We start from the raw sequence: 22,580 nt of genomic DNA, 5'->3' as shown, positions 1-22,580 counted from the left end.
CGTGCCGGAGCCGCCGCCCCCATGGCCACCGACCCCCAGGGCTTCTTCCAGTTCGCCGCCGACCACTACCCGCTCCTGGTGGACCTCTACTACCGGGTCGAGGGGGTGAACGACGCGGAGCTCCTGGCGCTGGCGGAGAGGCACCGGTCCGAGCGGGACCCCTCCCCCTCCTACGTGGCCGACCGGCTCCTCAAGCTCGGCATCCTCGAGACCGTGCCCGACGCCACCGCGGTGTACGAGGTGGTGCGGCCGGTGCGAAACCTCCTGGGGTTCCTCCTGGTGGAGCACCGGCTCACCTCGGCGCCCGTGCTCCAGGCCTACCTCACCGAGCTCGAAGCCCTGGGGGCCGAGCTCGACCAGGCGGTGGCGGGCCGCCGGGGCGCCCAGGTTGCCCGGGTGCTCGCGGAGGCGAGCGACCTGGTGGAACGAGTCCGCCAGGACTCCCGGGCCAACCGGGACGCCATCGTGCGAGAGGTGCTCGCGCTCAAATCCAACCGGGAGCGGCGCAGCCCCCGGGAGCGCTTCGAGATCGTCAACCGCCTCTGGACTCGGTTCCTGGAGCCCCTGCGGGATCTCATCGACGTGCGCCAGGCCATGGACCAGACCCTGGAGGGCCTGGGGCTCCGCGCCCGGGAGGGGGCCCGGGCGTTTGCCCTGGACGGGGCGCTCGTCCGGGAGTTTTCCCGGCTCGGGGCCCGGCTCCTGCGCCTGCGGCGCGAGGCGGCCGACGACTTCCGGGAGGCGGTGCGGGAGGTGGAGCCCCTTTACCAGGCCCTGCGGCGGGAGAGCGAGCTCGTGCGCGGCGCCTCCCGGGCCCTGGAGCGCCTGGGGAGGGAGGGCCTCGGGCCCCTGGGGCTCGCCGAGCGCCTGGCGCTCCCGGTGTGGCGGCGGGAGGGGCTCTTCGCCGACGCCGCCCTGGAGGCCTTCCTGCGGGATCTCCGGGGCTACCGCCCCGGGCGGCCGCCGCCGCTCCCCGAGGCCGAGGAGGGGGCCGGGCCCGCCTTCCTCGACCCCGGGGAGGTGGCCGAGGCCCTGGGCCGGGAGCTGCCGGTGTCCGACGCCCTGGCCTGGCTCGCCGCCCGTTACCCCGAGGCGCCCCTGGCCGAGCTCCTGCGGGCCTACGGCCGCATCCACGCCGGCTCCCTGGGGCCCGTCTCCTTCGGGGAAAGGGCCCGGGCCTACCGGCTCGGCGGCGTCCGGGTCGAGGCCTGCCCGCTCTGTGTGGAGGCGGCGTGACCGTCAAGGCTCCCACCCCTTCCCCGCCCCCCGGCGTGGACCCCTTCGACCTCCCCCGCCTCCGGGAGGTCTTCGATGCCCTGCGCCGGGGCCGCCACCTCTGCCCCGAGGACGGGGATCTCTACTGGGCGCTCCGAGACCACCGGGACGCCTACGCCGCGCTCTTCGGGCGGCTGGGGTTCCGGCTGGAGGCCCATCCCCGCGACTTCTTCTACTTCCGGGGAGAGGGGAACCTCTCGGACGCGGGCGCCCGCATGGCGCTCTTCGTCTTCGTCCTGGTGGAGGCCCTGGCAGACCAGGGGGCCGCGGTGGAAGAGGCGCTCCTGACCCGCACCTTCACCGTGGCCGAGCTCCCCCACCTGGGGAGCGAGCGCTACCGCGCCTACCTGCGGGAGGCAGGGGTCGAGGGGGAGGAGGGCCTGGAGGGGGTGGTCCGAAACCTGGAGCGCTTCGGCTTCGCCCGGCGCCTCGGGGACGGGAGGTTCCAGTTCCGGCCCCCGGCGTACCGGTTCCTGGACCTCTGCCTCCAGGTGCTCGCCGACGCCCCGGCGGCGGAGAGCGCGGAAGGAACCTCCCGAGTGGAAGGCGACGCGCCGGAGGACGGCGGGGAGGAGAGGCCGTGAGCGTGGTGGGGCCCACCCGGCTCGTCCTCCTGCGGGCGGGCAAGTACGACTACGGCGAGGTGGAGCTCACCCGGCCGCTCCACCTGGTGGGCCCCAACAACGTGGGGAAGACCTCGCTCATTGCCGCCCTCCAGTTCCTCTACATCGACGACCAGCGCCACATGCACTTCGCCCGGGATCTCGCCGACACCCGGCGCTACTACTTCCCCGACCCGTCGAGCTATGTGCTCTTCGAGTGCCTCACCCCCGCGGGCTTCCAGGTACTGGGCGTGCAGGGCCTGGGGCCCCTCAAGCAGTACGAGTTCCAGCGCTTCGCCTACCGGGGCCGGTTCGAGCCCGAGGACTTCCTCGACGCCGAGCGCCGGGTGCGCGAGCCCGACGAGGTCCGGGCGCGGCTCGCCCCCCGGGGCTACGCCCTCCTGGAGCCCCGGCACCTGCGGGCGGCCCTCACCGGCCTGGGGGACGCCCGGGGCGTGCACCTGGGGCTGGTGCCCCTTCGCCACCGGGACCACTACCCCCGCTTCCGGGCCATGTTCCGAAACCTCCTGCGCCTGGCCCACCTGCGCCAGGAGGAGCTGCGGGAGTTCTTCGTCGAGATCCACCAAGCCGAGTTCCAGCAGGCCGAGATCGACCTGGAGCGCGACTACGCCGGCCAGTACGACAAGGTGCGCCGGGGCGCCGCCGAGCTCGCGGACCTGCGGGCGGTGGAGGAGGAGGCCCGCCGCCTCCTGGAGGCCGCCGCCCGGCGCCGGGGGCTCCGGCGCGAGCTCCCCGCCCTGTGGGAGGCCCTGGGGGCGGCCTACGCCCGGGACGAGGCCGCCGACGCCACAGCCCTGGCCGACCTCGGGGCTCGCCGGGCGGAGGTTTCGCAGCGCCACGCCCGCACCGAGGGGGAGCGCCGGGAGCTCCAGGAGGCGCTGCGCCGCGCTGCCGAGGAGCGGGGGGCCCTGGGGGAGCGCCTGCGGGAGCTCGACGCCCAGGCCGCGGAGTTCGAGACGTTCCTGGCGCCCCTGGAGGCGGAGAAGCGAGACCGCCTGGAGGCCGACGCCGAGGCCCTGGCCGTCCTCCTGGGCCGGGCGCAGGCCGAGCCCGCCCCGCGCCTCGAAGCGCGCCTGGCCCGCAACGAGGCCGAGCTCGCCCGGAAGCGCGAGCTCCGGGAGCGCCTAGCCGGGGCGCTTGCGGCCCGTCTCCTGGAGGCCTTCTCCCCCGAGGACCTGGGCACGGTCTTTCGCCTGGGGAACCCGGCGCTCCTGGGGCTGCCCGCGGGCCCGGGGGGCGTGGAGCTCCGGGACGCCGCCGCCCTGGAGGCGCGGCTGCGGGACGTCCTCGCCCGGGTCGAGGCCGGCGCCTATGCCGACGCCGCCGTTCGGGTGGCGCTCGCCGCCCTCCCCGCCCCGGAGCTCGCGGAGTACGCCGACGCGGCCACGGTGGAGGAGCGGATCGCGGAGCTCGCGGCCGAGGTGGAGCGGGACCGGGCCGCCCTGGAGGCGCGCCGGGAGGCCGACCGGCTCAGGGTTCGGCTCGAGGCGCTTCGCCGGGAGCGCGACGCCTGCGCCCGCCGGCTCCTGCGCCACGAGGCCTTCCGGGAGCGGCTCGCCCAGGCGGAGGGCTGGCGGGAGCGCCACGGGGAGTTGGGGCGGATCGAGGGGGAGCTGGGGGAGCGCCTGGAGGCCCTGGACCGCCTCCGGGACGAGCTCACCGGGGAGCTGCGCCGGCTCCAGGGGGAGGAGGCGGCCCTGGCGGAGCGGCGCCGGCGCCGGGAGGAGGCGGTGCGCCGACTGGCCCCGCCCCCAAGCGAGTGGGGGGCGGACCCGGCCGTCGGCCTTCCTCCGGAGCTTTCGGGGGACCTCCACGCCCTGGCGGTCCGCTACGCCGAGGGGAGCCGCGACGAACGTCGCCTCGCCGAGCAGGTGGAGGAGGGGCTGCGGGCGGTGCGGGCCCGCACCTACGGCCGCCTCGACCGGGACACCGAGGAGGAGGGCCTGTCGGCGCTGGCCGAGGAGCTCGACGCCGTGGCCGAGAAGGCCCGGGCCGTCCAGGCCCTCTGGAAGGCGCTGGCCGCCGGCCTCACCAGCGCCTTCCGGGCGCTCGCCCGGGATCTCGAGACCCTGGAGAGCCGGGTGGACGAGCTCAACCGGGCGCTGGCGAAGGTCTCGGTCTCAAATCTCGCCCGCCTGCGGCTCCTGGTGCGGGAGCACCCCGAGTGGACCCGGCGGCTCAAGACCGTCTCGGTCCAGGAGGAGATGCCGCTTTTTGGCGACCGCAAGGCCGTGGACGAGGCCCTGGCCCAGCTCGGCAACCTCCTCTCCCACTACCCCCGGGTGCGGCTGCTGGACCTCTTCCACCTCCACTTCGAGATCACCACCCCCGACGGGGCCTCCCGCACCTACCCCCACCTGGACACCATCGAGTCCCACGGCACCACCATCACCATCAAGGTGCTCATCAACCTCTTGCTCCTCCGGGGCCTCCTGGGCCGCAAGGAGGTGAGCCTGCCCTTCTACCTGGACGAGGTGGCGAGCCTCGACCACGAAAACCTCGCGGGCATCGTGAAGAAGGCTCAGGAGCTCGGCTTCGTGCCCGCCCTGGCGAGCCCCGAGGCCATGGACGCCGCGGACCTCCTCTACTTCCTCGCCGAGCGCCAGGGCCGGGTGCTGCTGGAGCCCCGCACTTCGCTGGTGCGAATACAGCGGGGGGAGGAGGGAGAGTGAAGAGGCAGGATCGGCGGGATGGGAATCATGAGAATCATGGGAATTCTGCGAAGGCCCAACCCCCGGTTTCCCATGATTCCCATGATTCCCATGACTCCCATAGTTCCCATGAATCCGACCCCTCGCCCCTCCTTCCTCCTCGCGGCGACTACCGGACCCTGCTCTCCTACCAGAAGTCCGAGGTGGTCTACGAGATCACCTACCGCTTCTGCCATCGGTTTCTCTCCAGGGGCGACCGTACTTTCGACCAGATGGTGCAGGCCGCCCGCTCCGGCAAGCAAAACATCGTCGAGGGGAGCAAAGCGGGGACGACTTCCCGGGAGATGGAGATCAAGCTGACGAATGTGGCCCGAGCCAGCCTGGAGGAACTCCTGGAGGACTACCGCGACTACCTGCGAGTGCGGGACCTTCCCCTCTGGGACAAGGAGAGCCGGGAGGCCCTGTACGTGCGCCGGCTGGGCGCGGCGGCCCCGCTCACCTTCGGGGTCTTCCGGAAGTTCGTGGAGACCCGCCCCGCCGCGGTGGTGGCCAACATCGCCATCTGCCTGATCCACCAGACCAACTTCCTCCTGGACCGGCAGATCCAGGCCCTCGGGGAGGGATTTCTGCGGCAGGGCGGGCTGCGGGAGCGGATGACCCGGGCCCGCCTGAAGGCGCGACGGCAACAGCGGGAGAGCCGAAGTGAGCCGGCCGATGCCCCTTGACCCCCTTGCCGGCCGCCTCGCCCGGCTCCTCGCCGAGGGGAGCGTTGCCGCCACCGCCCTGAGCGCGCGGCAGCGGGAGCGCCTCGGGGCCCTCTTCGCGGCGGGGGTCCTGGGGGAAGTCCGCTCCGGGGCCGGGCGCCGGGTGGAGGTGCGGGACCGGGGCGCCCTGGCGGCCTTCTCCCGCGCGCTCTACCCCTCGGGGCTGGAGGGGCTTTCGGGGGAGAGCGCCGCCCCCCGGAGTCGGGCCGTGGCACAGGTGCGCGACGCCAAGCGCGCGGCGGGCACCGACGCCGAGGCGGTGCTCCTGCGGGGCTTCGGGGAGGCGAAGATCACGGGACCCGCGGGAGCGCTGGAGGTGGGGGAGTGGACCCGGAGGGCGGGGGTGGCGGCGCTCCGGGTGGCCCAGAGCTGCCCCTGGGGCTGGGAAGGCGAGATGGCGGTGGTGGAGAACGCCGAGGTGTTCCTCCACCTGGAGGCTCTCGGTCTCTCCTGCGGGCTCGCCCTCTACGCGGGGGGGCGGCTCTCCCGGCGAGTGCTCGCCTGGCTCGCCTCGCCCCCCATGGGAGGGGCGCGCTACCTCCACCTGGGGGACTACGACCCCGTGGGCCTCGACGAGTACCTGCGCCTGGCCCGGGCGTGCCCCGGCCGGGTCCGGCTCTTCGTGCCGGAAGGCTTCGAGGGGCTTCTGGCCGCCTACGGCAAGCCCGCCCTCCTGGCCGCGAGCCCCGCGGTGCAGGCCCGCCTTCGCCGGGCAGAGGACCCGGAGGTCCGCCGGGTGGTGGCGCTCCTGGACCGGCACGGGGCCGGCCTGGAGCAGGAGGCGCTTCTAATACCCACTTCCGGGCCTGGTGCAAGCGCAAGGTCTGGGACTCCGCGAGCCCCAACGATCTGCGGGTAGCCTTGAAAAAGTTCTTCGGGTTCCTGGCGGCCGAGAAGGGCATCGAGAACCCGAAGGTCTTGCATGCCCTGGGAAGATAGGTTCTGAGGGACGCTACCCCCGGGCGAGCTCCCGCAGCCGGGGCAGGAGGGCCGCCAGGGCCCGGGCCCGGTGGCTCAGGCGGTTCTTCGCGGGAAGCTCCATCTCGGCCAGGGTGAGGCCGGCCTCTTCCACCAGGAAGAGGGGATCGTACCCGAAGCCTCCCGTGCCCCGGGGGGCCTCCAGGAGGCGCCCTTCGAGCCGCCCCTGCGCCTCGGCCTCCGCCCGGGCGTTCCCCGGCACCGCCAGCGCCATGGCGCACACGAAGGCGGCCCGGCGGCCCTCGGGCGGCACACCCCGGAGCTCTTCGAGGAGCCTTCGGTTGTTGTCGGCGTCCGCCGCGCCGGGGCCGGCGTAGCGGGCGGAGCGCACCCCGGGGCGGCCCCCCAGGGCCTCCACCGCGAGCCCCGAGTCGTCGGCGAGGGCGGGGAGCCCCGCAAAGCCGGCGAGCGCCCGGGCCTTCTTCCACGCGTTCTCCCGGAAGGTGGCCCCGTCCTCCTCCACCTCGGGCGCCCCGGGCACCTGGTCGAGGCCCCGGACCTCGATCCCCTCGGGGGCGAGAAGGCCCCGGAGCTCCCGGAGCTTCCCCGGGTTTCGGGTCGCGAAGAGGAGCGTCGTCACCGTCCGACGCCGCCCTCCAGGGCCTCCCGCTGGAGGGCCAGGAGCCGCCCCACCCCGGACCAGGCGAGATCCAGGAGCTCCCCGAACTGGGCCCTGGAGAAGGGCCGCTCCTCCCCCGTGGCCTGGATCTCCACGAGCTCCCCCGCGCCGGTCATGACCACGTTCATGTCCACATCGGCGGCGGAGTCCTCCCGGTAGTCCAGGTCGAGGAGCGGGCGCCCCCCCACGAGGCCGACGCTCACCGCCGCCACCGCGTCGCGAAGCGGCACGGCGCTCACGGCGTTTCGCCGGATGAGGGTGCGAAAGGCCTCCACCAGCGCCACGTAGGCGCCGGTAATCGAAGCGGTGCGGGTGCCCCCGTCGGCCTGGAGCACGTCGCAGTCCACCCACACGGTGCGCTCCCCGAAGGCCTGGAGGTCGGTCACGGCCCGGAGCGATCGGCCGATGAGACGCTGGATCTCCAGGGTGCGCCCCCCTTGCTTGCCCCGGGCGGCCTCCCGGGGGGTGCGGGTGGCCGTGGCCCGGGGGAGCATGCCGTACTCGGCCGTGACCCACCCCTTGCCGCTCCCCTTGCGGAAGGCGGGCACGCCGTCCTCCACGCTCGCGGCGCAGAGCACCCGGGTGTGGCCCACCTGGATGAGGGCGCTGCCCTCGGCGTGGAGGAGCACCCCCGTTTCGAGCTTCAGGGGCCGCAAATCGGCAGGGCTTCGTCCGTCGGGGCGCATGGGGACCTCGGTCTTCCGGTATAGGGGTTCAGGGACTGGGGCGGCCGCGGAAGTACGTCTCCGCGGCCTGGGCGATGGCTGCGGCCACGGCTTCCCGGCCGGCGGGGGATCGGAGGTGCTCCGCCTCCTGGGGCCAGGCCAGGCTCCCCAGCTCCACCAGGCACGCCGGGGCGGCCACGGCTTCCAGGAGGGGCTGGGGTGCGACCGCGACGCCCCGGTCGAAGGTGGCCAGGTGCTGGCCCAGGGCGGCGCGCAGAAGCTCGGCCCAGCGCCGGCTCTCGGCGCCGAGGCCGGCCTGGCCCGCCGCCCAGTGGCGCGGGTCGGTACCCGGCGGCGGTTCGGGGGCGACGAACACCTCCACCCCCCGGGCCTGGGGGCGCCCCTCCCCCGCGGCGTGCAGGCTCACGAAGAGCTCGGCACCCCAGTAGTTGGCCACGGCGGCCCGCTGGGTGTCTCCCAGGGACCGATCCTCGGACCGGGTCAGGTGCACCTCGAAGCCCCGTTCCCGCAGGGTCTGGGCCGCGGCCTGGGCCAGGGCGAGCACCACGTCCTTTTCTGCCAGGCCCCTCGGCCCGCGGGTACCCGGCTCGTCCCCGCCGTGTCCCGGGTCGAGGGAGACCCTTCGCGCAGGCCCCTGCCGCGCCTTCACAAACCGCACCGGCCGCCCCAGGAACTCGCCGGCGAGCTCCTGCAAGAACCTCTCGCTCACCAGCAGGCGTCCGCCCGAGAGCCGCACCTCCGCCGGTCCCCGCAGGACCCGTCCGTCGCGCAGGGCAAAGGGCGCCTCGGGCCGCAGGGCAGCCCAGGCGTCCCCCTCCCGATAGGTGAGGCGCAGCTGCTGCGGGTCCCAATCGAGGGATCCGGGAAAGCCCAGGAGCCAGGTTTCCGCGTCGTACCACGCCGTGCTATCCTCGACCGTCACTTCGGCGAGGAAGAAGGGCTCGACTCCTGGAGACTCGACGCGCACGGCGGCGAGCGCCGGCAGCCACCCGGGCACCAGGACCAGGGCGAGCCCCAACAGTGCAACCGCTTTTCTCGGAGTCATTGCGGCCCGGAAGGATGTGCAAGGGGCGTTGGGGGGCGATGCTACCCGACCCCGGAAACCCATGTCAAACGAGGCCCCCCCGCGTGATCCGGCCGTCTGGGGGCGCGAGGCGACGCAAGCGCAGGCGGAGCAGATCGCGGGCACCCGACGACGACCTGTAGCCGACCCGAGCGTACCGGGAGGAAGATCCATGAGAACGGTCGCAGGGAAGGAAGAGGGGCGGAACCGAGCACTTCTCGCCTGGCCGGCGACCTGGGCATTGGCCCTGGGTCTGGCCCTTGGCCTTGGAATGACGGTCCTCCCGCTTCCCGCGGCGGGAGCATCGCACGATCCCATCGTGGAGGCAGCCACCTCGGGCAGGGCCTTCGTGCTGGCGGAGTTCGGCTCCGACACGTGTCCCGCCTGTGAGCAGATGCTGCCGGTGGTGCGCTCGGTGGTGGCCCGCTACCCCGACTTGATCCACCAGGTCCACGACGCGGACCGCCAGGCCGAGCTGGCGAAGAAGTACCAGGTACGCTGCGTCCCGGTCTACGTGGTGGTGGATCCCGAGGGGCAGGTGCGCTTCAACGACGTGGGCCTGTTCACCTCGGAAGAGCTCGACGAGATCCTTCGCGAGACGGGGGCAGTGGGCCGGCCTTCACGAGGCAATTGACACCCCCGGACGCCCTGTCTACTCTTCCGGGCGGCCGGGCTCCGGCCGCCCGAAGCCGCATCGGGGGAGGCCCGGCAGGAGAGCATGGATGGCGAAGCGGGATTACTACGAGGTTCTGGGCGTGCGCCGGGGAGCCTCCGAGGACGAGCTCAAGAAGGCCTACCGCAAGCTCGCCCGCAAGCATCACCCCGACGTGAATCCGGGGGACAAGGCGGCGGAGGAGAAGTTCAAGGAGATCTCCGAGGCCTACGAGGTGCTGACCGACCCGGAGAAGCGCCGGCAGTACGACGCCATGGGCCACGCCGCCTTCGAGGGGTTCCGGGGGCGGCCCGGCGGCCCGGGCGAAGGCTTCGGCGCCGGCGGATTCGAGGGTTTCGGCCCGGGCGCGGGTCAGGGCTTCGACTTCTCCGACCTCTTCGGCGACCTCTTCGGTCAGGCCCAGGGCTTCCGCTCGGCGGGACCGCGGCGCGGTTCGGACCTGGAGTACGAGCTGGAGGTGGACTTCCGGGAGGCCGTGCTCGGGACCGAGAAGGAGATCTCCTACCGGCGCGCCGCCCCCTGCGGGGCGTGCTCGGGTCAAGGATACCAGCCGGGCACGGGAGGGGGCGCCTGCCCCCAGTGTGGGGGCAAGGGCCGGGTAAACCTCCAGCGCGGCCCCATCGCCCTCCAGCAGACCTGCCCCCGATGCCGGGGCACCGGCCGCCTCCCGGGTTCCCCCTGCCCCAAGTGCGCCGGCAGGGGTACCGAGCCCAAAGCCGAGCGCATCCGGGTGCACATCCCCGCAGGGGTGGACGACGGTTCCCGGGTGCGGGTCGCGGGCAAGGGCGAGGGCGGAGCCGACGGCACGAGTCCGGGAGACCTCTTCATCCGGGTGCGGGTGCGCCCGGACCCGCGCTTCCGGCGGGAGGGGGACGACCTTGTGACCCCCGTGGAGGTGCCTTTGCTCGACGCCCTCCTGGGCGGCACGGTTCTCGTGCCGACCCTCGGGGAGCCCGTACGCATGAAGGTGCCCGCCGGCACCCAGCCCGGGCAACGGTTTCGCCTCCGGGGCAAGGGCGTGGCCGGCCGGGGCGACCTCCACGCCCAGGTGGAGCTCCAGGTGCCCCGGCAACTCGCCCCGGACGTGAAGAAGACCCTGGAGGAACTGAGGGGAAAGCTTTAACCGGCCGACGGAGGACCCCATGCGACCCGCCGTCAAGCTCTTCCGCGTACACGAGGTGCTCGAGATCACGGGCCTCACCCGCCGGACGCTGCGGGTCTACGAGGAGGTGGGGCTCGTGTCCCCGGCTTCCCCCGAGGCCCGCGGGCCGGAGGACGACGGCCCCCTCTACCCCGAGGAGGTCGTGGAAACCATCCGCCGCATCCAGCGCCTGCGGGACGACCTGGGGGTCAACCTGCCCGGGATCCAGGTCATCCTGGAGATGCGGCGAAAGATCATCGACCTCCAGACCCACCTGGAGGACTTGATGCGCTTCGTCCAGACCGACCTCAAGCAGGAATTGGAGCAGTACCTGCGCCGGGAAGAAAAGGCGGTGGTTCCCAAGCACCTCTTCCGCCCGCCCAAGCCCTGGGAGGACTGAGCCAGCCCGGGGCGCCCGTGCACGGCCGCGCCGTGCCCCAGGGAGGGGGCCACCGATGGCTCCCCTGTTTCGCCCTCCTCTGCCTGGTCGGGGGTACCCTGGCTCCCCGGCACCCCGCCTGGGGCATGGTCCTGGCGCTGGCCGGCGCCGCTTTCGGAACCCTGGCCCTTCGCGGCGCCCTGCCCCGCACCGCCGCAGCCCTTGCCCTGGGGGCCCTGGCCCTGGCCGGCGCTCGGGGCGCCGCGGCCCCGATCCCCGCCCTGCCCCTGGCCGAGGAGATGCGCTTTCGCGGGTTCGTGGCCGACGACCCCCGGCCGGGAACCGACGGCCCGCGCCTCTTGGTCGAGGTGGCCCCGGAAGCCCCCGGCGGCGCCCGAACGAAGGGCGAGCGGGGCCGGGTGCTCCTCCAGGTGCTGGGCGACCCTGCGCCGCCTCCGGCCAAGGGCGACGCCGTGTTCTTTCGGGCTCGCCTGCGCCCGGTGCAGGGGTTCCGAAACCCCGGGGCGGGCAGCTACGCCGCCTATCTGGAGCGCCGGGGGGTGGCGGCTCGGGCCTCCGCTGTGTGGCCCGGGGCCGTAGGCTTCGCCGAACCGGGTGCGGGCGCCCCCTGGTCGGTGCGGCTGCGCCAGCGCCTGAGCGCCGCCCTGGCCAGGACCGTACCGGGCCCCGAGGGCGGGGTGCTGCGGGCCCTGGCCCTGGGGGAGCGGGGAAGCCTGTCCCCCGAAACCACCGAGGCGTTCCGACGCTCGGGCACGTCCCACCTGGTGGCCATCTCGGGCCTGCACCTGGGGCTTCTCGCCCTCTTCCTGGCCCCGGTCTTTTCTGCCCCCTTGGTGCGGATTCCCCGGCTGCCCCTGGCCCACCCGGTGCCGCCCCTGGCCCGCATCCTCACCCTGCCCGTGCTCGGCGCCTACGCCGCCCTCTCGGGCTTCCAGGTCAGCACGCTGCGGGCCCTGGCCATGGTGGCGCTCCTGGTGGTGGGCACCGGGCTCTCCCGGCCCACGGCGGTCCCGGCGCTCCTGGCGTCCACGGCCCTGCTCCTGGGCCTGGGCGACCCTCGGGTCCTGGGAGACCCGGGGCTTCACCTCTCCCTCGCGGCCCTGGCAGGCCTCTTCTGGCTCGGACCCCGCCTGGAGCGCCAGTTTTCCCGCTCGCCTTCCCCCCTGGACCGCCTGGCGCCCCCGGGTCGGGCAGCGCAGTTGCTGGCGCGAGCGGGAGGCGGCTTCCGGTCCCTCGTCTGCACCTGCGTCGCCGCGGCGCTGGCCACCGCACCGGTCTCGGCCTACCACTTCGGGGGGGCAAGCGCCCTGGGGCTCGCCGTGAACCCGGTCGCCGTACCCCTGGTGGGCTTCGTGTGCCTGCCCCTGGCGCTGGCCGGCGCCGCGGCCGAAGCCCTGTGGCCGGGGGCCGGGGCCCTGGCGTGGAAGCCCGCGGGGGCCGCCCTGCGCCCGCTGCTCTCCCTCCAGGAGGCCCTGGCGCCCCTGGCGCCGCACCTGACGGTGCCCGGACTCGACTCGGTGTTCGGGGTTGCGGGCGCCTTCTGTCTCCTGGGGGCACTGGGGCTGGTGCTCTCGACGCCGCGCCCCCGCCGGGCCGTGGCGGTCCTTCTCGCCGTGGGAACGGTGTCGCTCGCCCTGCCGGAAGGGGTGCGCCGGGCGCAGGCGCTCCTGGCCCGGGACGCCCACCTCTGGGTCTTCGACGTGGGCCAGGGTCAGGCCGTGGGGCTTCGCCTGCCCGGGGACCTCTGGCTGGTCGTGGACGGCGCCGGATTTCCGGGCCGTGCCTTCGACCCCGGGGCGTCCATCATCGCTCCGGCCCTCCAGGCCCTGGGGTGCCGTCGGCTCGCCCTCGCGGTCTCGAGCCACCCCCACCCCGACCACCTGGAGGGCCTTCCTGCCCTGGTGCGCTGGGGGCGGCCGCGGGAGGTCTGGCTTCCGGGGAGCTTCGAGGGGGACGGCCGCTACGAACGCCTCCTGGCGGAAGCCGCGGCAGCCGGCGCCCGGGTGCGCTGGATCGGACCGGAGGGCCACGCCACGTCCCTCGGGGCGGCTCGAATCGACGCCCGGTGGTTTTCCGAGCGGCGGGAGAACGACCGTTCCCTGGCCGTGCGGGTCACCGTAAGGGACGCGTGCGCCCTGCTCCCCGGGGACCTGGAGGCACGGGGGCAGGAGCGGTCTGTGGAGACGGGCTTCGCCGCCCCGTGCGACCTCCTCGTGGCCCCCCACCACGGCGCCGCCAATGCCCTCCACCTGCCCTTCCTCGAAGCTGTCCGGCCCACGGCCGTCTTCGTCTCCGCCAGCGGCCGGCCGGGGCTTCCCGCCCAGGTGTTCCTCGACGCCCTGGACGCGGCAGGGGTCCGCGCCTGCCTCACCCACCGCGACGGCTTCCTCCACGCCCGCCTGGGAACCCGCGGCCTGGCGGTCCGGTGCGGCGATTGACACCACTGGGGCCATCTGTTAGCTTCGCGGCTCAACCCCCACCCGGCCGCGGTCCATGGTCAAACCACCCATCCTGGTCGTCGACGACGACGTCTTCTTCCGCACCTTCTGCGCCGAGGTGCTGCGGCGGGAGGGGTATGTCGTTTGGGTGGCGAGCTCGGGGCGCGAGGCCCTGGAGCTTCTCGGGCGGGAAGAACCGGCGCTCGTCCTGGCCGACATCTACATGCCCGAGATGACGGGGCTCGAGCTGCTGGAATCCGTGAAGGCGAGCCACCCCGGAGTCGACGTCGTGATCATGACCGGGTACGCCTCCATCGACACGGCGGTCCAGGCGCTGAAGCGCGGCGCCCGGGACTACCTGCGCAAGCCCTTTGCCGCCGAGGAGCTGGCGGTCGTGGTGGAGTCGACCCTGGCCCAACGGCGCCTGTACCAGGAAAACGAGCGCCTCAAGCAGCAGCTCGGCCTCTACGAGCTCTCCCGCTCGTTTGCCTCAGTGGAGGACCCGGTGCGCGTCCTGGCACTCGGTCTCGACGCCGTCTGCCACGCCACCCGTTCGGGAGCGGGGGTGTGCCTCCACAGCGGCTCCGACCTCCACTTCATGGCCTTGCGGCACTGCCGGGGTCTCGAGCGAGCCGAAGCCGAGGCGGTCCGCGAGGCGTTCGTGACCCGGGGGCTGAGCTATCTGCGGGGGGCGCAGCGGGTGCAGGTGATCGGGAAGAGTCGTCTGAGCCGCATCCTGGAAGGGGCCGGGGGCCCCACCCTCCGGGAGGCCCTCCTCGTTCCCCTGCGGCACGGAAGCGGGGTGGACACCGTCTACCTGCTCTTCCACGACACCCCCGACAAGGGGTTTCTGGGCGAGGACGAAGACAGCGCCCGTTTCCTGGCTGCCCAGGTGGAGATCACCTACAGCGGGTCCCTGGGGCTCCAGGCGGCCCGCAAGCTGGCCTTCGTGGACTCCCTCACCGATCTGTACAACGGCAGGTACCTCGACACGGCTCTCGACCGCAGCATTGCCGAGGCGGACCGGGCGTCGACGCCGTTCAGCCTGCTCTTCCTGGACCTGGACTACTTCAAGGAAGTCAACGACGCCTATGGGCACTTGTGCGGGGGCCAGGTGCTCATCGAGGTCAGCCGGATCCTGCGCAACAACGTGCGCGACGAGGACGTGGTGATTCGCTACGGCGGCGACGAGTTCACCGTGGTGCTGCCCCGCACCGGTCCGGGGGCGGCCCGGGAGGTGGCCGAACGCATCCGGTGCGCCATCAAGGAACACCGCTTCCTGGGCCGGGAGGGGGGCACGATCCGGCTGACCGCGTCCATCGGCATCGCCACCTACCCGGACGACGCCCGGACGCGCGAAGAGCTCATCGACCAGGCCGACCGCGCCATGTACCGGGGCAAGGAAGCCGCCCGGGACACCGTGTACGCGGCCCGGTCCCACTGAGAGCCTGTGGGGATTGCGGCATGAACATCCAGAGGCTCAAGGGATTCCGGGACCTGCTCCCGGACGAGACGCCCCTGTGGCAGAAGATCGAGGGCGCCGCGCGCCGGGTCTTCGGCCGGTATGGCTTCGAGGAGATCCGGCTCCCTCTCCTGGAGGAGACGGCGCTCTTTTGCCGCTCCATCGGGGAGGCCACCGACATCGTCGAGAAGGAGATGTACACCTTCACCGACACGGGCGGCACCTCAGTGACCCTGCGCCCCGAAGCCACCGCGTCGGCCGTGCGCGCCTATCTCGAGAACGGCCTCCACCACAGCGAAACCAAGGCCCGCCTGTACTACCTCGGGCCCATGTTCCGGCGGGAGCGCCCCCAGAAGGGCCGCCTGCGGCAATTCCACCAGATCGGCGCCGAGTGCTTCGGCTGGGCCGAGCCGGGGGCCGACGCCGACGTGCTGTGCCTGCTCTGGGACCTGTTTGCCGCCCTGGGGCTCTCGGACCGGGTCCGGCTGGAGCTCAACTCCCTGGGCTGCCCCGACGACCGCCGCGCGTACGTGCAGCGGCTTCGGGAGCACCTGGCGCCCCGCCGCGACGCCCTGTGCGAGAATTGCCGCCGCAGGCTCGACACCAACGCCTTGCGGGTGCTCGACTGCAAGAGCGCTCACTGCCGGGAGGCGACCGCGGACGTGCCGTCCCTGGCCGAGCACCTGTGCGGGGAGTGCGCCGGGCACTTCGGGCAGGTTCGCACCCTCCTGACGGCCCAGAGGGTGCCCTTTGCCACCAACCCGCGCATGGTGCGCGGGCTCGACTACTACAACCGCACCACCTTCGAGCTCCTCTCGGGCGACCTGGGCGCCCAGAACGCGGTGGCCGCGGGAGGCCGCTACGACGGCCTCGTCCAGACCCTGGGCGGCCCGCCGATACCGGCCCTGGGGTTCGCCCTGGGCGTGGAGCGCCTGGCGCTGCTCCTGGGCACGGGGGCCGCCCCCCGGCTCAAGCCCGACGCCTACCTGGTGCATCGGGGCGAAGGCGCCCTGGAGGCCGCCCTGCTCCTGCGCCGGGAGCTCTCCGGCGCCGGCCTCCGGGCCGAAGTGGACTTCGAGGCGCGCAGCTTCAAGGCGCAGATGCGCTCCGCCGACCGGTGCGGCGCGCGATTCGCGCTCATCCTGGCCGAAGACGAGGTCTCGGGAGGGACCGTGACCGTGAAGGACTTGTTTGCCGGGACCCAGGAGACCCTGCCCCGGGCCCAGGCGGCCCTTCGGCTGCCCTCCCCGGCTCCCCAGACGACGGAGGCATGAGACCCATGGGAGGAAAGCTTGCTGCGGCGCTGCTCTCGATCACCCTGGCCGCGCCGGCGCTGGGCCCCGCGACGGCAGCCGCCGGCACCTGCATCGCCGGCGGCTGCCACCGGCCCATCGTCTCGATGAAGTTCCTTCACGGCCCCGTCGCCGCGGAGGAGGCGGGAACCGAAGGCTGCGTCTCCTGCCACACCCCGGCCGGGCCGCCGTGCACCGCCTCGAAGGGCGGGAAGTTCGCGTTCAAGACCAAGGAAGACCGCCTGTGCCTGCTGTGCCACGAGCGCGGCACCGGCACCCAGCACACCCGCACCCGGGTCAACTGCCTGTCGTGCCACGCGCCCCACGGCTCGGACCAGAGCGCCATTCTCATGCGGGCCTCGGGCAAATGACGGCTCCCGCCGGCTCGCGGGTACCGCGGGCCGCCCCACAGACCGGGCAACCGCCGCTTCTCCCGCTTCCCCCTCGACCCCCTACCCGTCCCTTCTCGGAGGAACTCCCGTGATCCAGACCCTCGGCGACTGGAAGCGCACGCACACCCTGGGAGAGCTGCGGTCCGAGCACCGGGACCGGGACGTGACCCTCATGGGCTGGGTCCACCGGCGAAGGGACCACGGCGGGCTCATCTTCCTCGACCTGCGGGACCGCGACGGCCTCACCCAGGTGGTCTTCTACCCGGAGCTGTGCCCCGAGGCCCACGCCCTGGCCCACGACCTGCGCGGCGAGTACGTGGTGGCCGTGCGGGGCCGGGTGGCGCCCCGGCCCGAGGGCACCGAGAACCCGGCGCTCCCCACCGGCGCCATCGAGGTGCAGGCCCGGGAGCTGCGCATCCTGAACCGCTCCAAGCCCCCGGTCTTCCCCGTGGAGGACGCGACCGACGCGGGAGAGGACCTGCGTCTCAAGTACCGCTTCCTGGATCTTCGCCGTCCCGCGCTCCAGCGCAACCTGCGCCTGCGCCACCGGGCGGTGATGGCTGCCCGGCGGTTCCTCGACGACCACGGGTTCGTGGACGTGGAGACCCCCATGCTCACCCGGAGCACGCCGGAGGGCGCCCGCGACTTCCTGGTGCCGAGCCGCCTGTCGCCGGGTCAGTTCTACGCCCTTCCCCAGTCGCCCCAGCTCTTCAAGCAGCTCCTCATGGTCTCGGGGCTCGACCGCTACTACCAGGTGGTCAAGTGCTTCCGGGACGAGGATCTGCGGGCCGACCGCCAGCCCGAGTTCACCCAGATCGACGTGGAGATGAGCTTCGTCACCCCCGACGACCTGATGGGCCTGATGGAGCAGATGGTGTCCGCCATCTGGAAGGAGGTCCTGGGGGTGGAGCCGGCGCTGCCCTTCCCGCGCCTGCCCTATGACGACGCCGTGGGCCGCTACGGCACCGACGCCCCCGACATCCGGTTCGGCCTGGAGCTCGCCGACGTGAGCGGCCCGGCCGGGGCTTCGGGGTTCCAGGTCTTCTCCCGGGCCGTCGCCAGCGGAGGGCTCGTGAAGGGGCTCAACGCCAAGGGCGCGGGGGAGAGGTTCTCCCGCAAGGAGATCGACGACCTCACCGCCTTCGTGGCCCCCTTCGGAGCCCGGGGCTTGGCGTGGATCCGCATCCAGCCCGACGGGGAGTGGCAGTCGCCCATCGCCAAGTTCCTGGGCGAAGACGCCCGCGCCGGCATCCGGCAGGCGCTGGAGCCCGCCCCGGGCGACATCCTCTTCTTCGTCGCCGACGAGCCCCGGGTGGTGAACCTCTCCCTGGCGCGCCTGCGCACCCACCTGGCCGCCCGGCTGGGGCTGATCCCCGAGGGGCAGTGGGCGTTTTGTTGGGTCACCGACTTTCCGCTCCTGGAATGGGACGCGGAGGCAAAGCGCCACGTGGCCCTGCACCACCCCTTCACGAGCCCCCGGCCCGAGGACGAGGCAAAGCTCGACGCCGAGCCCCTGGCCGTGAAGGCCCAGGCCTACGACCTGGTCCTCAACGGCACCGAGGTGGGGGGCGGCTCCATCCGCATCCATGCGGAAGACGTGCAGGAGAAGGTCTTTCGGGCGCTGGCCATCGGCCCCGAGGAAGCCCGGGCGAAGTTCGGGTTCCTCCTCGACGCCCTGGCCTACGGCGCACCGCCCCACGGGGGCATCGCCTTCGGCCTGGACCGCCTCCTCATGTTCCTGTGCGGGGCGCCGAGCATCCGCGACGTCATCGCCTTCCCCAAGACCCAGAAGGGCGCGTGCCTGCTCACCGAGGCCCCCGCCCCCGTAGACCTCGCACAGCTGCGGGACCTGCACCTGCGGGTGCGCGCGCCGGAAGGAAAGTAGCCGGCGCCCCTAGCCCGGGTATCCCCGGCACCTTGGATCTCTGGGAAGGGATTTTCCAGAGCCCGCTTTCTTGACGGGATTAGGCAGGAATGCTATCGTCCTCCCCGCTCATCGAAAACCCCTTCAGGGGAGTGCCATGAAACTCACCACGAAGAGCCGGTATGGCGTGCGGGCGATCTTCGACATCGCCTACCACACGGGTGGACTTCCCGCCCAGATCAAGGACATCTCCGACCGGCAGCGCATCAGCCCGCGCTACCTGGAGCAGATCTTCCAGAAGCTCAAGAAGGCCGGAATCCTAGGGAGCAAACGGGGACCCAAGGGGGGGTACTTCCTCCTGCGAGACCCCAAGGACATCACGATCTACGAGATCATCAGCTGCACCGAGGGCCCCATCGAGCTCGTCTTCTGCGTGGGCGAGGACGAGGAGGGCGGCAGCTGCGACGCCAGCATGTGCGACATGAAGGAGCAGTGTGTGGCCAGCCCCCTGTGGAAGGAGCTCGGGGAGAAGATCGCCGACATCTTCCGGGCGACCACGATCCAGGATCTGTGCAAGAAGGCGGAGGAACTGGGCATCGACCGGCAGCTCGACGCCCGCTTCATGTACTACATCTGATCGGGCCGCCTTCTGTCGCGCCTTGCGCCCCGGCTTGCCGGGGCGCCTTCGTTTGCCTTCCTCCCGCTGGGAGCCCCCATGCCCGTACGCCTCGCCATCAACGGACTCGGCCGCATCGGCCGAAGCGCCCTGCGGATCGCCTCCGGCACGCCAGGCGTTCGGGTCGCGGCCGTCAACGACCTGGCGCCGGCGCCCGCCCTGGCGTATCTGCTGCGGTACGACTCGGTGCTCGGACGCTGGGATGTGCCGGTGGTGTCCCGGGAGGGCGCCCTGGCCGTGGGGGGCCGGGAGATCCCGTCCCTGTGCGAGCCCGACCCCGCGCGCCTGCCCTGGTCGAAGCTCGGGGTCGACGTGGTCCTGGAGTGCACGGGCGCCCACACCTCCCGGGAGGGGGCGAGCCTCCACCTGGACGCCGGGGCGGGCCGGGTCGTGGTTTCCGCGTCCTGCGACGACGCCGACGTCACCCTGGTGCGGGGGGTCAACGAGCACCACTACGACCCGGTCCGCCACCGGGTCGTGAGCAACGGCTCCTGCACCGGCAACGCCCTGGCGCCCGTGCTTCGGGTGCTGGATGCTGCGTTTGGCGTCTCCCACGGCTTCGTGACCACCATCCACCCGTACACGAGCGAGCAGAGCCTGCTGGACCGGGCCCATGCCGATCCCCGGCGGGGGCGGGCGGCGGCCCTGTCCCTCATCCCCACGGTCACCGGCGTGCCTCGGGCCATCGCCCACGTGCTGCCGGGGTTCGCAGGCCGCCTCGAGGGGACCTCCATCCGGGTTCCGACCCCCGACGTGTGCCTCCTGGACCTGACGGCGTCCCTGTCTCGCCCGGCCGGTGCAGCCGAGGTCAACGGGGCGCTTCGAGAGGCGTCCGAGGGTGACCTGCGGGGCGTGCTCGGGTACTCCGAAGAGCCCCTGGTCTCGGCCGACTACGTGGGCTGCCCCCTCTCGGCGGTGGTGGACGGCACCCAGACCTCCCGGGCCGGGCCCGACCTGGTGAAGGTCCTCCTCTGGTTCGACAACGAGTGGGGCTACGCCAACCGCCTGGTGGAACTGGCCGAGCACGTGGGCCGGGGGTAAGCTGCCGCTCGTCGCGTGCGCCGGCTCCGCAGCCCTGTTGCCGCAGCGCCTGGCTTCGTCTTCGTTCCCGGGAGGAGACCCATGGCCATCCGATCCGTCCAGCAGCTCCCCCTTGCCGGCCGACGCACCTTCGTGCGGGTGGACTTCAACGTCCCCCTGCGCGACGGCCTCATCCAGGACGACACCCGGATCCGGGCGGCCCTGCCCACCCTGCGCGCCGTCCTGGCCGCCGGAGGCTCCCTGGTGCTCGCCAGCCACCTGGGCCGCCCCAAGGCAGGCCCCGACCCGGCCTACAGCCTGGGCCCCGTGGCCCAACGCCTGGGGGAGCTCCTGGGCACCCCCGTGACCCTGGCTCCGGACGTGGCCGGCCCCGCGGTGGAGGCGCTGGCCTCGAAGCTCGCCCCCGGTCAGGTGCTCGCGCTCGAGAACGTGCGCTTCCTCCCGGGGGAGACCAAGAACGACCCGGGGCTTTCCCGCCAGCTCGCCTCCCTGGCCGACCTCTACGTGAACGACGCCTTCGGCAGCTGCCACCGCGCCCACGCCTCCACCGCCGGCATGGCGGCGCACTTCGGCCCCGGCCGCAAAGCGGCGGGCTTGCTCCTGCTGGCCGAGGTGGAGGCCTTCCGCCGGGTGCTCGACGCCCCGGAGCGGCCCTTCGTGGCGGTGCTGGGCGGCGCCAAGGTGAGCGACAAGATCGGCGTCGTGAGAAACCTCCTGAACAAGGTGGACCGCCTGGTGGTGGGCGGGGGCATGGCCTACACCTTCCTCGCGGCCCAGGGGATTCCCACCGGGGACTCCCTCGTGGAGGCGGACAAGGTAGACCTGGCCCGTGCGCTCCTGGGGGAGGCCCGCGCGCTCGGCAAGGAGCTCCTCCTGCCCCGGGACCACGTGCTCGGCCGGGAGCTCGCCGAGGGTACCGAGACCCGCACCACCGCGGGCCCCGAGGTGCCGGAGGGCTGGAAGGCCCTGGACATCGGTCCTTCCACCCGCGAGGCCTTTGCCCGCGCCCTGGCCGACGCCCGCACGGTGGTGTGGAACGGGCCCATGGGGGTCTTCGAGCTGCCGGCCTTCGCCGAGGGCACCTTTGCGGTGGCCCGGGCGCTCGCCTCCTGCCCCGGGTTCACGGTGGTGGGCGGCGGCGACAGCGTCTCCGCCGTGCAGCGCTCGGGGGTCGCCGACCGGATCGGCCACATCTCCACTGGGGGAGGCGCGTCCCTGGAGCTCCTGGAGGGCCAGACCCTCCCGGGCGTCGCGGCCCTGGAGGAGTAGTCCCATGCGCATCCCGCTCATCGCCGGCAACTGGAAGATGCACAAGACCGCGGCCGAGGCCGTCTCCCTCGCTCAAGGGGTGGCGGCCCGGGTGCGGGACCTCTCCGGGGTGGAGGCCGCCGTGGCTCCACCCTTTACGGCCCTCCACGCGGTGGGGCAGGCCCTGGCCGGGAGCAGCGTACGCCTGGCCGCCCAGAACGCCCACTGGGAACCCCAGGGAGCGTTTACCGGGGAGATCTCGCTCCCCATGCTGCGGGACCTGGGCGTGCGCTACGTGATCCTGGGCCACTCGGAGCGCCGCCAGCTCTTCGGAGAGACCGACGAGGCCGTGGGCCGCAAGGCCGCGGCAACCCTGGAAGCAGGCCTGACCCCCATCCTCTGCGTGGGAGAAACCCTGGAGGAGCGGGACGCGGGAGCCGCCGCCGCGGTGGTCGAGCGCCAGCTCACCGCCGCCCTCCGGCCCCTGGGCGCCGGCACCGGCCGCGCGCTGGTGATCGCCTACGAGCCGGTATGGGCCATCGGCACCGGCCGCACGGCGACCGCGGCCCAGGCCCAGGAGATGCACGGCCGGATCCGGTCCCTCCTGGCCGCCCTGCGGGGCGCGGGGGAGGCCGGAGAAACCCGCCTCCTCTACGGCGGCAGCGTCAAGCCCGACAACGCGGGAGAGCTCATGGCCCAGCCCGATGTGGACGGCGCCCTGGTGGGGGGAGCCAGCCTGGACGCCGAAACGTTTGCATCCATTGCGCGATTTCGTGTATAAGGGCACGCTTCGACAGCAAGGGAGCCCGCGCCATGTACGTACTGCTCGTCATCCTCCACGTCCTCGTATGCCTCGCCCTGATCGGCATCGTGCTGCTCCAGCAGGGCAAGGGGGCAGACATGGGCGCCGCCTTCGGCGGCTCGAGCCAGACGCTCTTCGGCAGCTCGGGTGCCACGACGTTTCTCGGGAAGCTCACGGCTGCGGCCGCCGCCGTTTTCATGCTCACGTCCTTGGGCTTGACGTATCGCGCGACCACCAGGTATAAGTCGACCGTAATGCCCGACCGGCCCGCGGCGTCCGCGCCCGCCGAGACGGCTCCGGCGACCTTGCCGAGCCTCCCCCCGAGCGACCCGCCCGCTCAGCCGCAGCCCGAGTGAGAGTCGATCCTGCCCAGGTGGTGGAAATGGTAGACACGCTATCTTGAGGGGGTAGTGGGGACACCCGTGCCGGTTCGAATCCGGCCCTGGGCACCAGATGAAACGACGAGAGCCGGCGAAAGCCGGCTCTCGTCGG

The 22,580-nt window shown here is 73.0% G+C and carries 21 protein-coding genes and 1 tRNA gene; 19 read left to right on the top strand and 3 right to left on the bottom strand.

What is annotated here, in order from left to right:
* The first annotated feature begins 21 nt into the window (after positions 1-21).
* The 5 genes from AB1578_01760 to AB1578_01740 all read left to right on the top strand — a co-directional run bounded on the left by AB1578_01760 (position 22) and on the right by AB1578_01740 (position 6,172).
* Complete coding sequence (locus tag AB1578_01760) at positions 22-1,236, top strand: hypothetical protein (GenBank protein ID MEW6486625.1); 1,215 nt, start codon at positions 22-24, stop codon at positions 1,234-1,236.
* Complete coding sequence (locus AB1578_01755; GenBank protein ID MEW6486624.1) at positions 1,233-1,859, top strand: hypothetical protein; 627 nt, start codon at positions 1,233-1,235, stop codon at positions 1,857-1,859. Before AB1578_01760 ends, AB1578_01755 begins: the two co-directional genes overlap by 4 nt.
* Positions 1,856-4,570, top strand: coding sequence for a hypothetical protein (locus AB1578_01750; protein MEW6486623.1), 2,715 nt, complete (start codon positions 1,856-1,858; stop codon positions 4,568-4,570). Before AB1578_01755 ends, AB1578_01750 begins: the two co-directional genes overlap by 4 nt.
* Positions 4,571-4,728: 158 nt before the next feature.
* Positions 4,729-5,274: a four helix bundle suffix domain-containing protein gene (locus AB1578_01745; GenBank protein ID MEW6486622.1), complete on the top strand. Its 546-nt coding sequence runs from the start codon at positions 4,729-4,731 to the stop codon at positions 5,272-5,274.
* Positions 5,252-6,172 (top strand): hypothetical protein, encoded by a 921-nt coding sequence (locus AB1578_01740; protein MEW6486621.1) that lies wholly within the window; start codon positions 5,252-5,254, stop codon positions 6,170-6,172. The genes AB1578_01745 and AB1578_01740 overlap by 23 nt, the downstream gene beginning before the upstream one ends.
* A 93-nt stretch (positions 6,173-6,265) precedes the next feature.
* Here the strand turns inward: AB1578_01740 and AB1578_01735 are convergent, their stop codons facing one another.
* The 3 genes from AB1578_01735 to AB1578_01725 are packed head-to-tail and all read right to left on the bottom strand — an operon-like array spanning position 6,266 to position 8,614.
* A complete protein-coding gene (locus AB1578_01735) occupies positions 6,266-6,871 on the bottom strand; it encodes an XTP/dITP diphosphatase (GenBank protein ID MEW6486620.1) in 606 nt (201 codons plus the stop codon).
* Positions 6,868-7,596 (bottom strand): ribonuclease PH, encoded by a 729-nt coding sequence (gene rph, locus AB1578_01730; protein MEW6486619.1) that lies wholly within the window; start codon positions 7,594-7,596, stop codon positions 6,868-6,870. The genes AB1578_01735 and rph overlap by 4 nt, the downstream gene beginning before the upstream one ends.
* A gap of 28 nt (positions 7,597-7,624) precedes the next feature.
* Positions 7,625-8,614: an N-acetylmuramoyl-L-alanine amidase gene (locus AB1578_01725; protein ID MEW6486618.1), complete on the bottom strand. Its 990-nt coding sequence runs from the start codon at positions 8,612-8,614 to the stop codon at positions 7,625-7,627.
* Positions 8,615-8,831: 217 nt separating this feature from the next.
* Here AB1578_01725 and AB1578_01720 point away from each other — a divergent pair, with 217 nt between their 5' ends.
* The 14 genes from AB1578_01720 (at position 8,832) to AB1578_01655 (ending at position 22,540) form a co-directional block, all read left to right on the top strand.
* On the top strand, positions 8,832-9,293 hold the full coding sequence (locus tag AB1578_01720) for a thioredoxin family protein (protein MEW6486617.1): 462 nt from the start codon (positions 8,832-8,834) through the stop codon (positions 9,291-9,293).
* 88 nt (positions 9,294-9,381) lie between these two features.
* The gene (gene dnaJ, locus AB1578_01715; protein ID MEW6486616.1) at positions 9,382-10,455 is read left to right on the top strand and encodes a molecular chaperone DnaJ; all 1,074 of its coding nucleotides are present in this window, start codon (positions 9,382-9,384) and stop codon (positions 10,453-10,455) included.
* Between the two features lie 19 nt (positions 10,456-10,474).
* Entirely contained in the window at positions 10,475-10,873 is a 399-nt protein-coding gene (locus AB1578_01710) for a MerR family transcriptional regulator (GenBank protein ID MEW6486615.1), read from the top strand.
* A gap of 17 nt (positions 10,874-10,890) precedes the next feature.
* Positions 10,891-13,311, top strand: coding sequence for a ComEC/Rec2 family competence protein (locus AB1578_01705; protein ID MEW6486614.1), 2,421 nt, complete (start codon positions 10,891-10,893; stop codon positions 13,309-13,311).
* 55 nt (positions 13,312-13,366) lie between these two features.
* Complete coding sequence (locus AB1578_01700) at positions 13,367-14,755, top strand: diguanylate cyclase (protein MEW6486613.1); 1,389 nt, start codon at positions 13,367-13,369, stop codon at positions 14,753-14,755.
* A gap of 20 nt (positions 14,756-14,775) precedes the next feature.
* Positions 14,776-16,047, top strand: coding sequence for a histidine--tRNA ligase (gene hisS / locus AB1578_01695; protein MEW6486612.1), 1,272 nt, complete (start codon positions 14,776-14,778; stop codon positions 16,045-16,047).
* A complete protein-coding gene (locus tag AB1578_01690) occupies positions 16,044-16,436 on the top strand; it encodes a cytochrome c3 family protein (GenBank protein MEW6486611.1) in 393 nt (130 codons plus the stop codon). The genes hisS and AB1578_01690 overlap by 4 nt, the downstream gene beginning before the upstream one ends.
* Positions 16,437-16,545: 109 nt before the next feature.
* On the top strand, positions 16,546-18,342 hold the full coding sequence (gene aspS / locus AB1578_01685; protein MEW6486610.1) for an aspartate--tRNA ligase: 1,797 nt from the start codon (positions 16,546-16,548) through the stop codon (positions 18,340-18,342).
* Positions 18,343-18,478: 136 nt separating this feature from the next.
* The gene (locus AB1578_01680; protein MEW6486609.1) at positions 18,479-18,958 is read left to right on the top strand and encodes an RrF2 family transcriptional regulator; all 480 of its coding nucleotides are present in this window, start codon (positions 18,479-18,481) and stop codon (positions 18,956-18,958) included.
* Positions 18,959-19,036: 78 nt separating this feature from the next.
* Complete coding sequence (locus tag AB1578_01675) at positions 19,037-20,038, top strand: type I glyceraldehyde-3-phosphate dehydrogenase (GenBank protein ID MEW6486608.1); 1,002 nt, start codon at positions 19,037-19,039, stop codon at positions 20,036-20,038.
* Positions 20,039-20,119: 81 nt separating this feature from the next.
* Positions 20,120-21,307, top strand: a complete 1,188-nt coding sequence (locus AB1578_01670) for a phosphoglycerate kinase (protein ID MEW6486607.1) — start codon at positions 20,120-20,122, stop codon at positions 21,305-21,307.
* Positions 21,308-21,311: 4 nt separating this feature from the next.
* Positions 21,312-22,067, top strand: a complete 756-nt coding sequence (gene tpiA / locus AB1578_01665) for a triose-phosphate isomerase (GenBank protein ID MEW6486606.1) — start codon at positions 21,312-21,314, stop codon at positions 22,065-22,067.
* A 32-nt stretch (positions 22,068-22,099) separates the two neighbouring features.
* Positions 22,100-22,444 (top strand): preprotein translocase subunit SecG, encoded by a 345-nt coding sequence (secG, locus tag AB1578_01660; protein MEW6486605.1) that lies wholly within the window; start codon positions 22,100-22,102, stop codon positions 22,442-22,444.
* Positions 22,445-22,455: 11 nt separating this feature from the next.
* Positions 22,456-22,540: transfer RNA gene (locus AB1578_01655), tRNA-Leu, on the top strand.
* Positions 22,541-22,580 lie beyond the last annotated feature (40 nt).

It is taken from the genome of Thermodesulfobacteriota bacterium, assembly GCA_040756475.1.
Classification (GTDB): Bacteria; Desulfobacterota; Deferrisomatia; order Deferrisomatales; family JACRMM01; genus JBFLZB01.
The sequence above is the reverse complement of the archived record's forward strand: the minus strand, read 5'-3'. Positions and strand labels throughout refer to the sequence as shown.

What these genes read in the sequence shown, in the direction of transcription:
- AB1578_01675 (MEW6486608.1), top strand. Translation starts at nt 19,037, where the DNA reads ATGCCCGTACGCCTCGCCATCAACGGACTCGGCCGCATCGGCCGAAGC.
- AB1578_01670 (MEW6486607.1), top strand. Translation starts at nt 20,120, where the DNA reads ATGGCCATCCGATCCGTCCAGCAGCTCCCCCTTGCCGGCCGACGCACC.
- AB1578_01710 (MEW6486615.1), top strand. Translation starts at nt 10,475, where the DNA reads ATGCGACCCGCCGTCAAGCTCTTCCGCGTACACGAGGTGCTCGAGATC.
- AB1578_01680 (MEW6486609.1), top strand. Translation starts at nt 18,479, where the DNA reads ATGAAACTCACCACGAAGAGCCGGTATGGCGTGCGGGCGATCTTCGAC.
- AB1578_01720 (MEW6486617.1), top strand. Translation starts at nt 8,832, where the DNA reads ATGAGAACGGTCGCAGGGAAGGAAGAGGGGCGGAACCGAGCACTTCTC.
- secG (MEW6486605.1), top strand. Translation starts at nt 22,100, where the DNA reads ATGTACGTACTGCTCGTCATCCTCCACGTCCTCGTATGCCTCGCCCTG.
- hisS (MEW6486612.1), top strand. Translation starts at nt 14,776, where the DNA reads ATGAACATCCAGAGGCTCAAGGGATTCCGGGACCTGCTCCCGGACGAG.
- dnaJ (MEW6486616.1), top strand. Translation starts at nt 9,382, where the DNA reads ATGGCGAAGCGGGATTACTACGAGGTTCTGGGCGTGCGCCGGGGAGCC.
- tpiA (MEW6486606.1), top strand. Translation starts at nt 21,312, where the DNA reads ATGCGCATCCCGCTCATCGCCGGCAACTGGAAGATGCACAAGACCGCG.
- AB1578_01700 (MEW6486613.1), top strand. Translation starts at nt 13,367, where the DNA reads ATGGTCAAACCACCCATCCTGGTCGTCGACGACGACGTCTTCTTCCGC.
- AB1578_01760 (MEW6486625.1), top strand. Translation starts at nt 22, where the DNA reads ATGGCCACCGACCCCCAGGGCTTCTTCCAGTTCGCCGCCGACCACTAC.
- rph (MEW6486619.1), bottom strand. Translation starts at nt 7,596, where the DNA reads ATGCGCCCCGACGGACGAAGCCCTGCCGATTTGCGGCCCCTGAAGCTC.
- AB1578_01690 (MEW6486611.1), top strand. Translation starts at nt 16,044, where the DNA reads ATGAGACCCATGGGAGGAAAGCTTGCTGCGGCGCTGCTCTCGATCACC.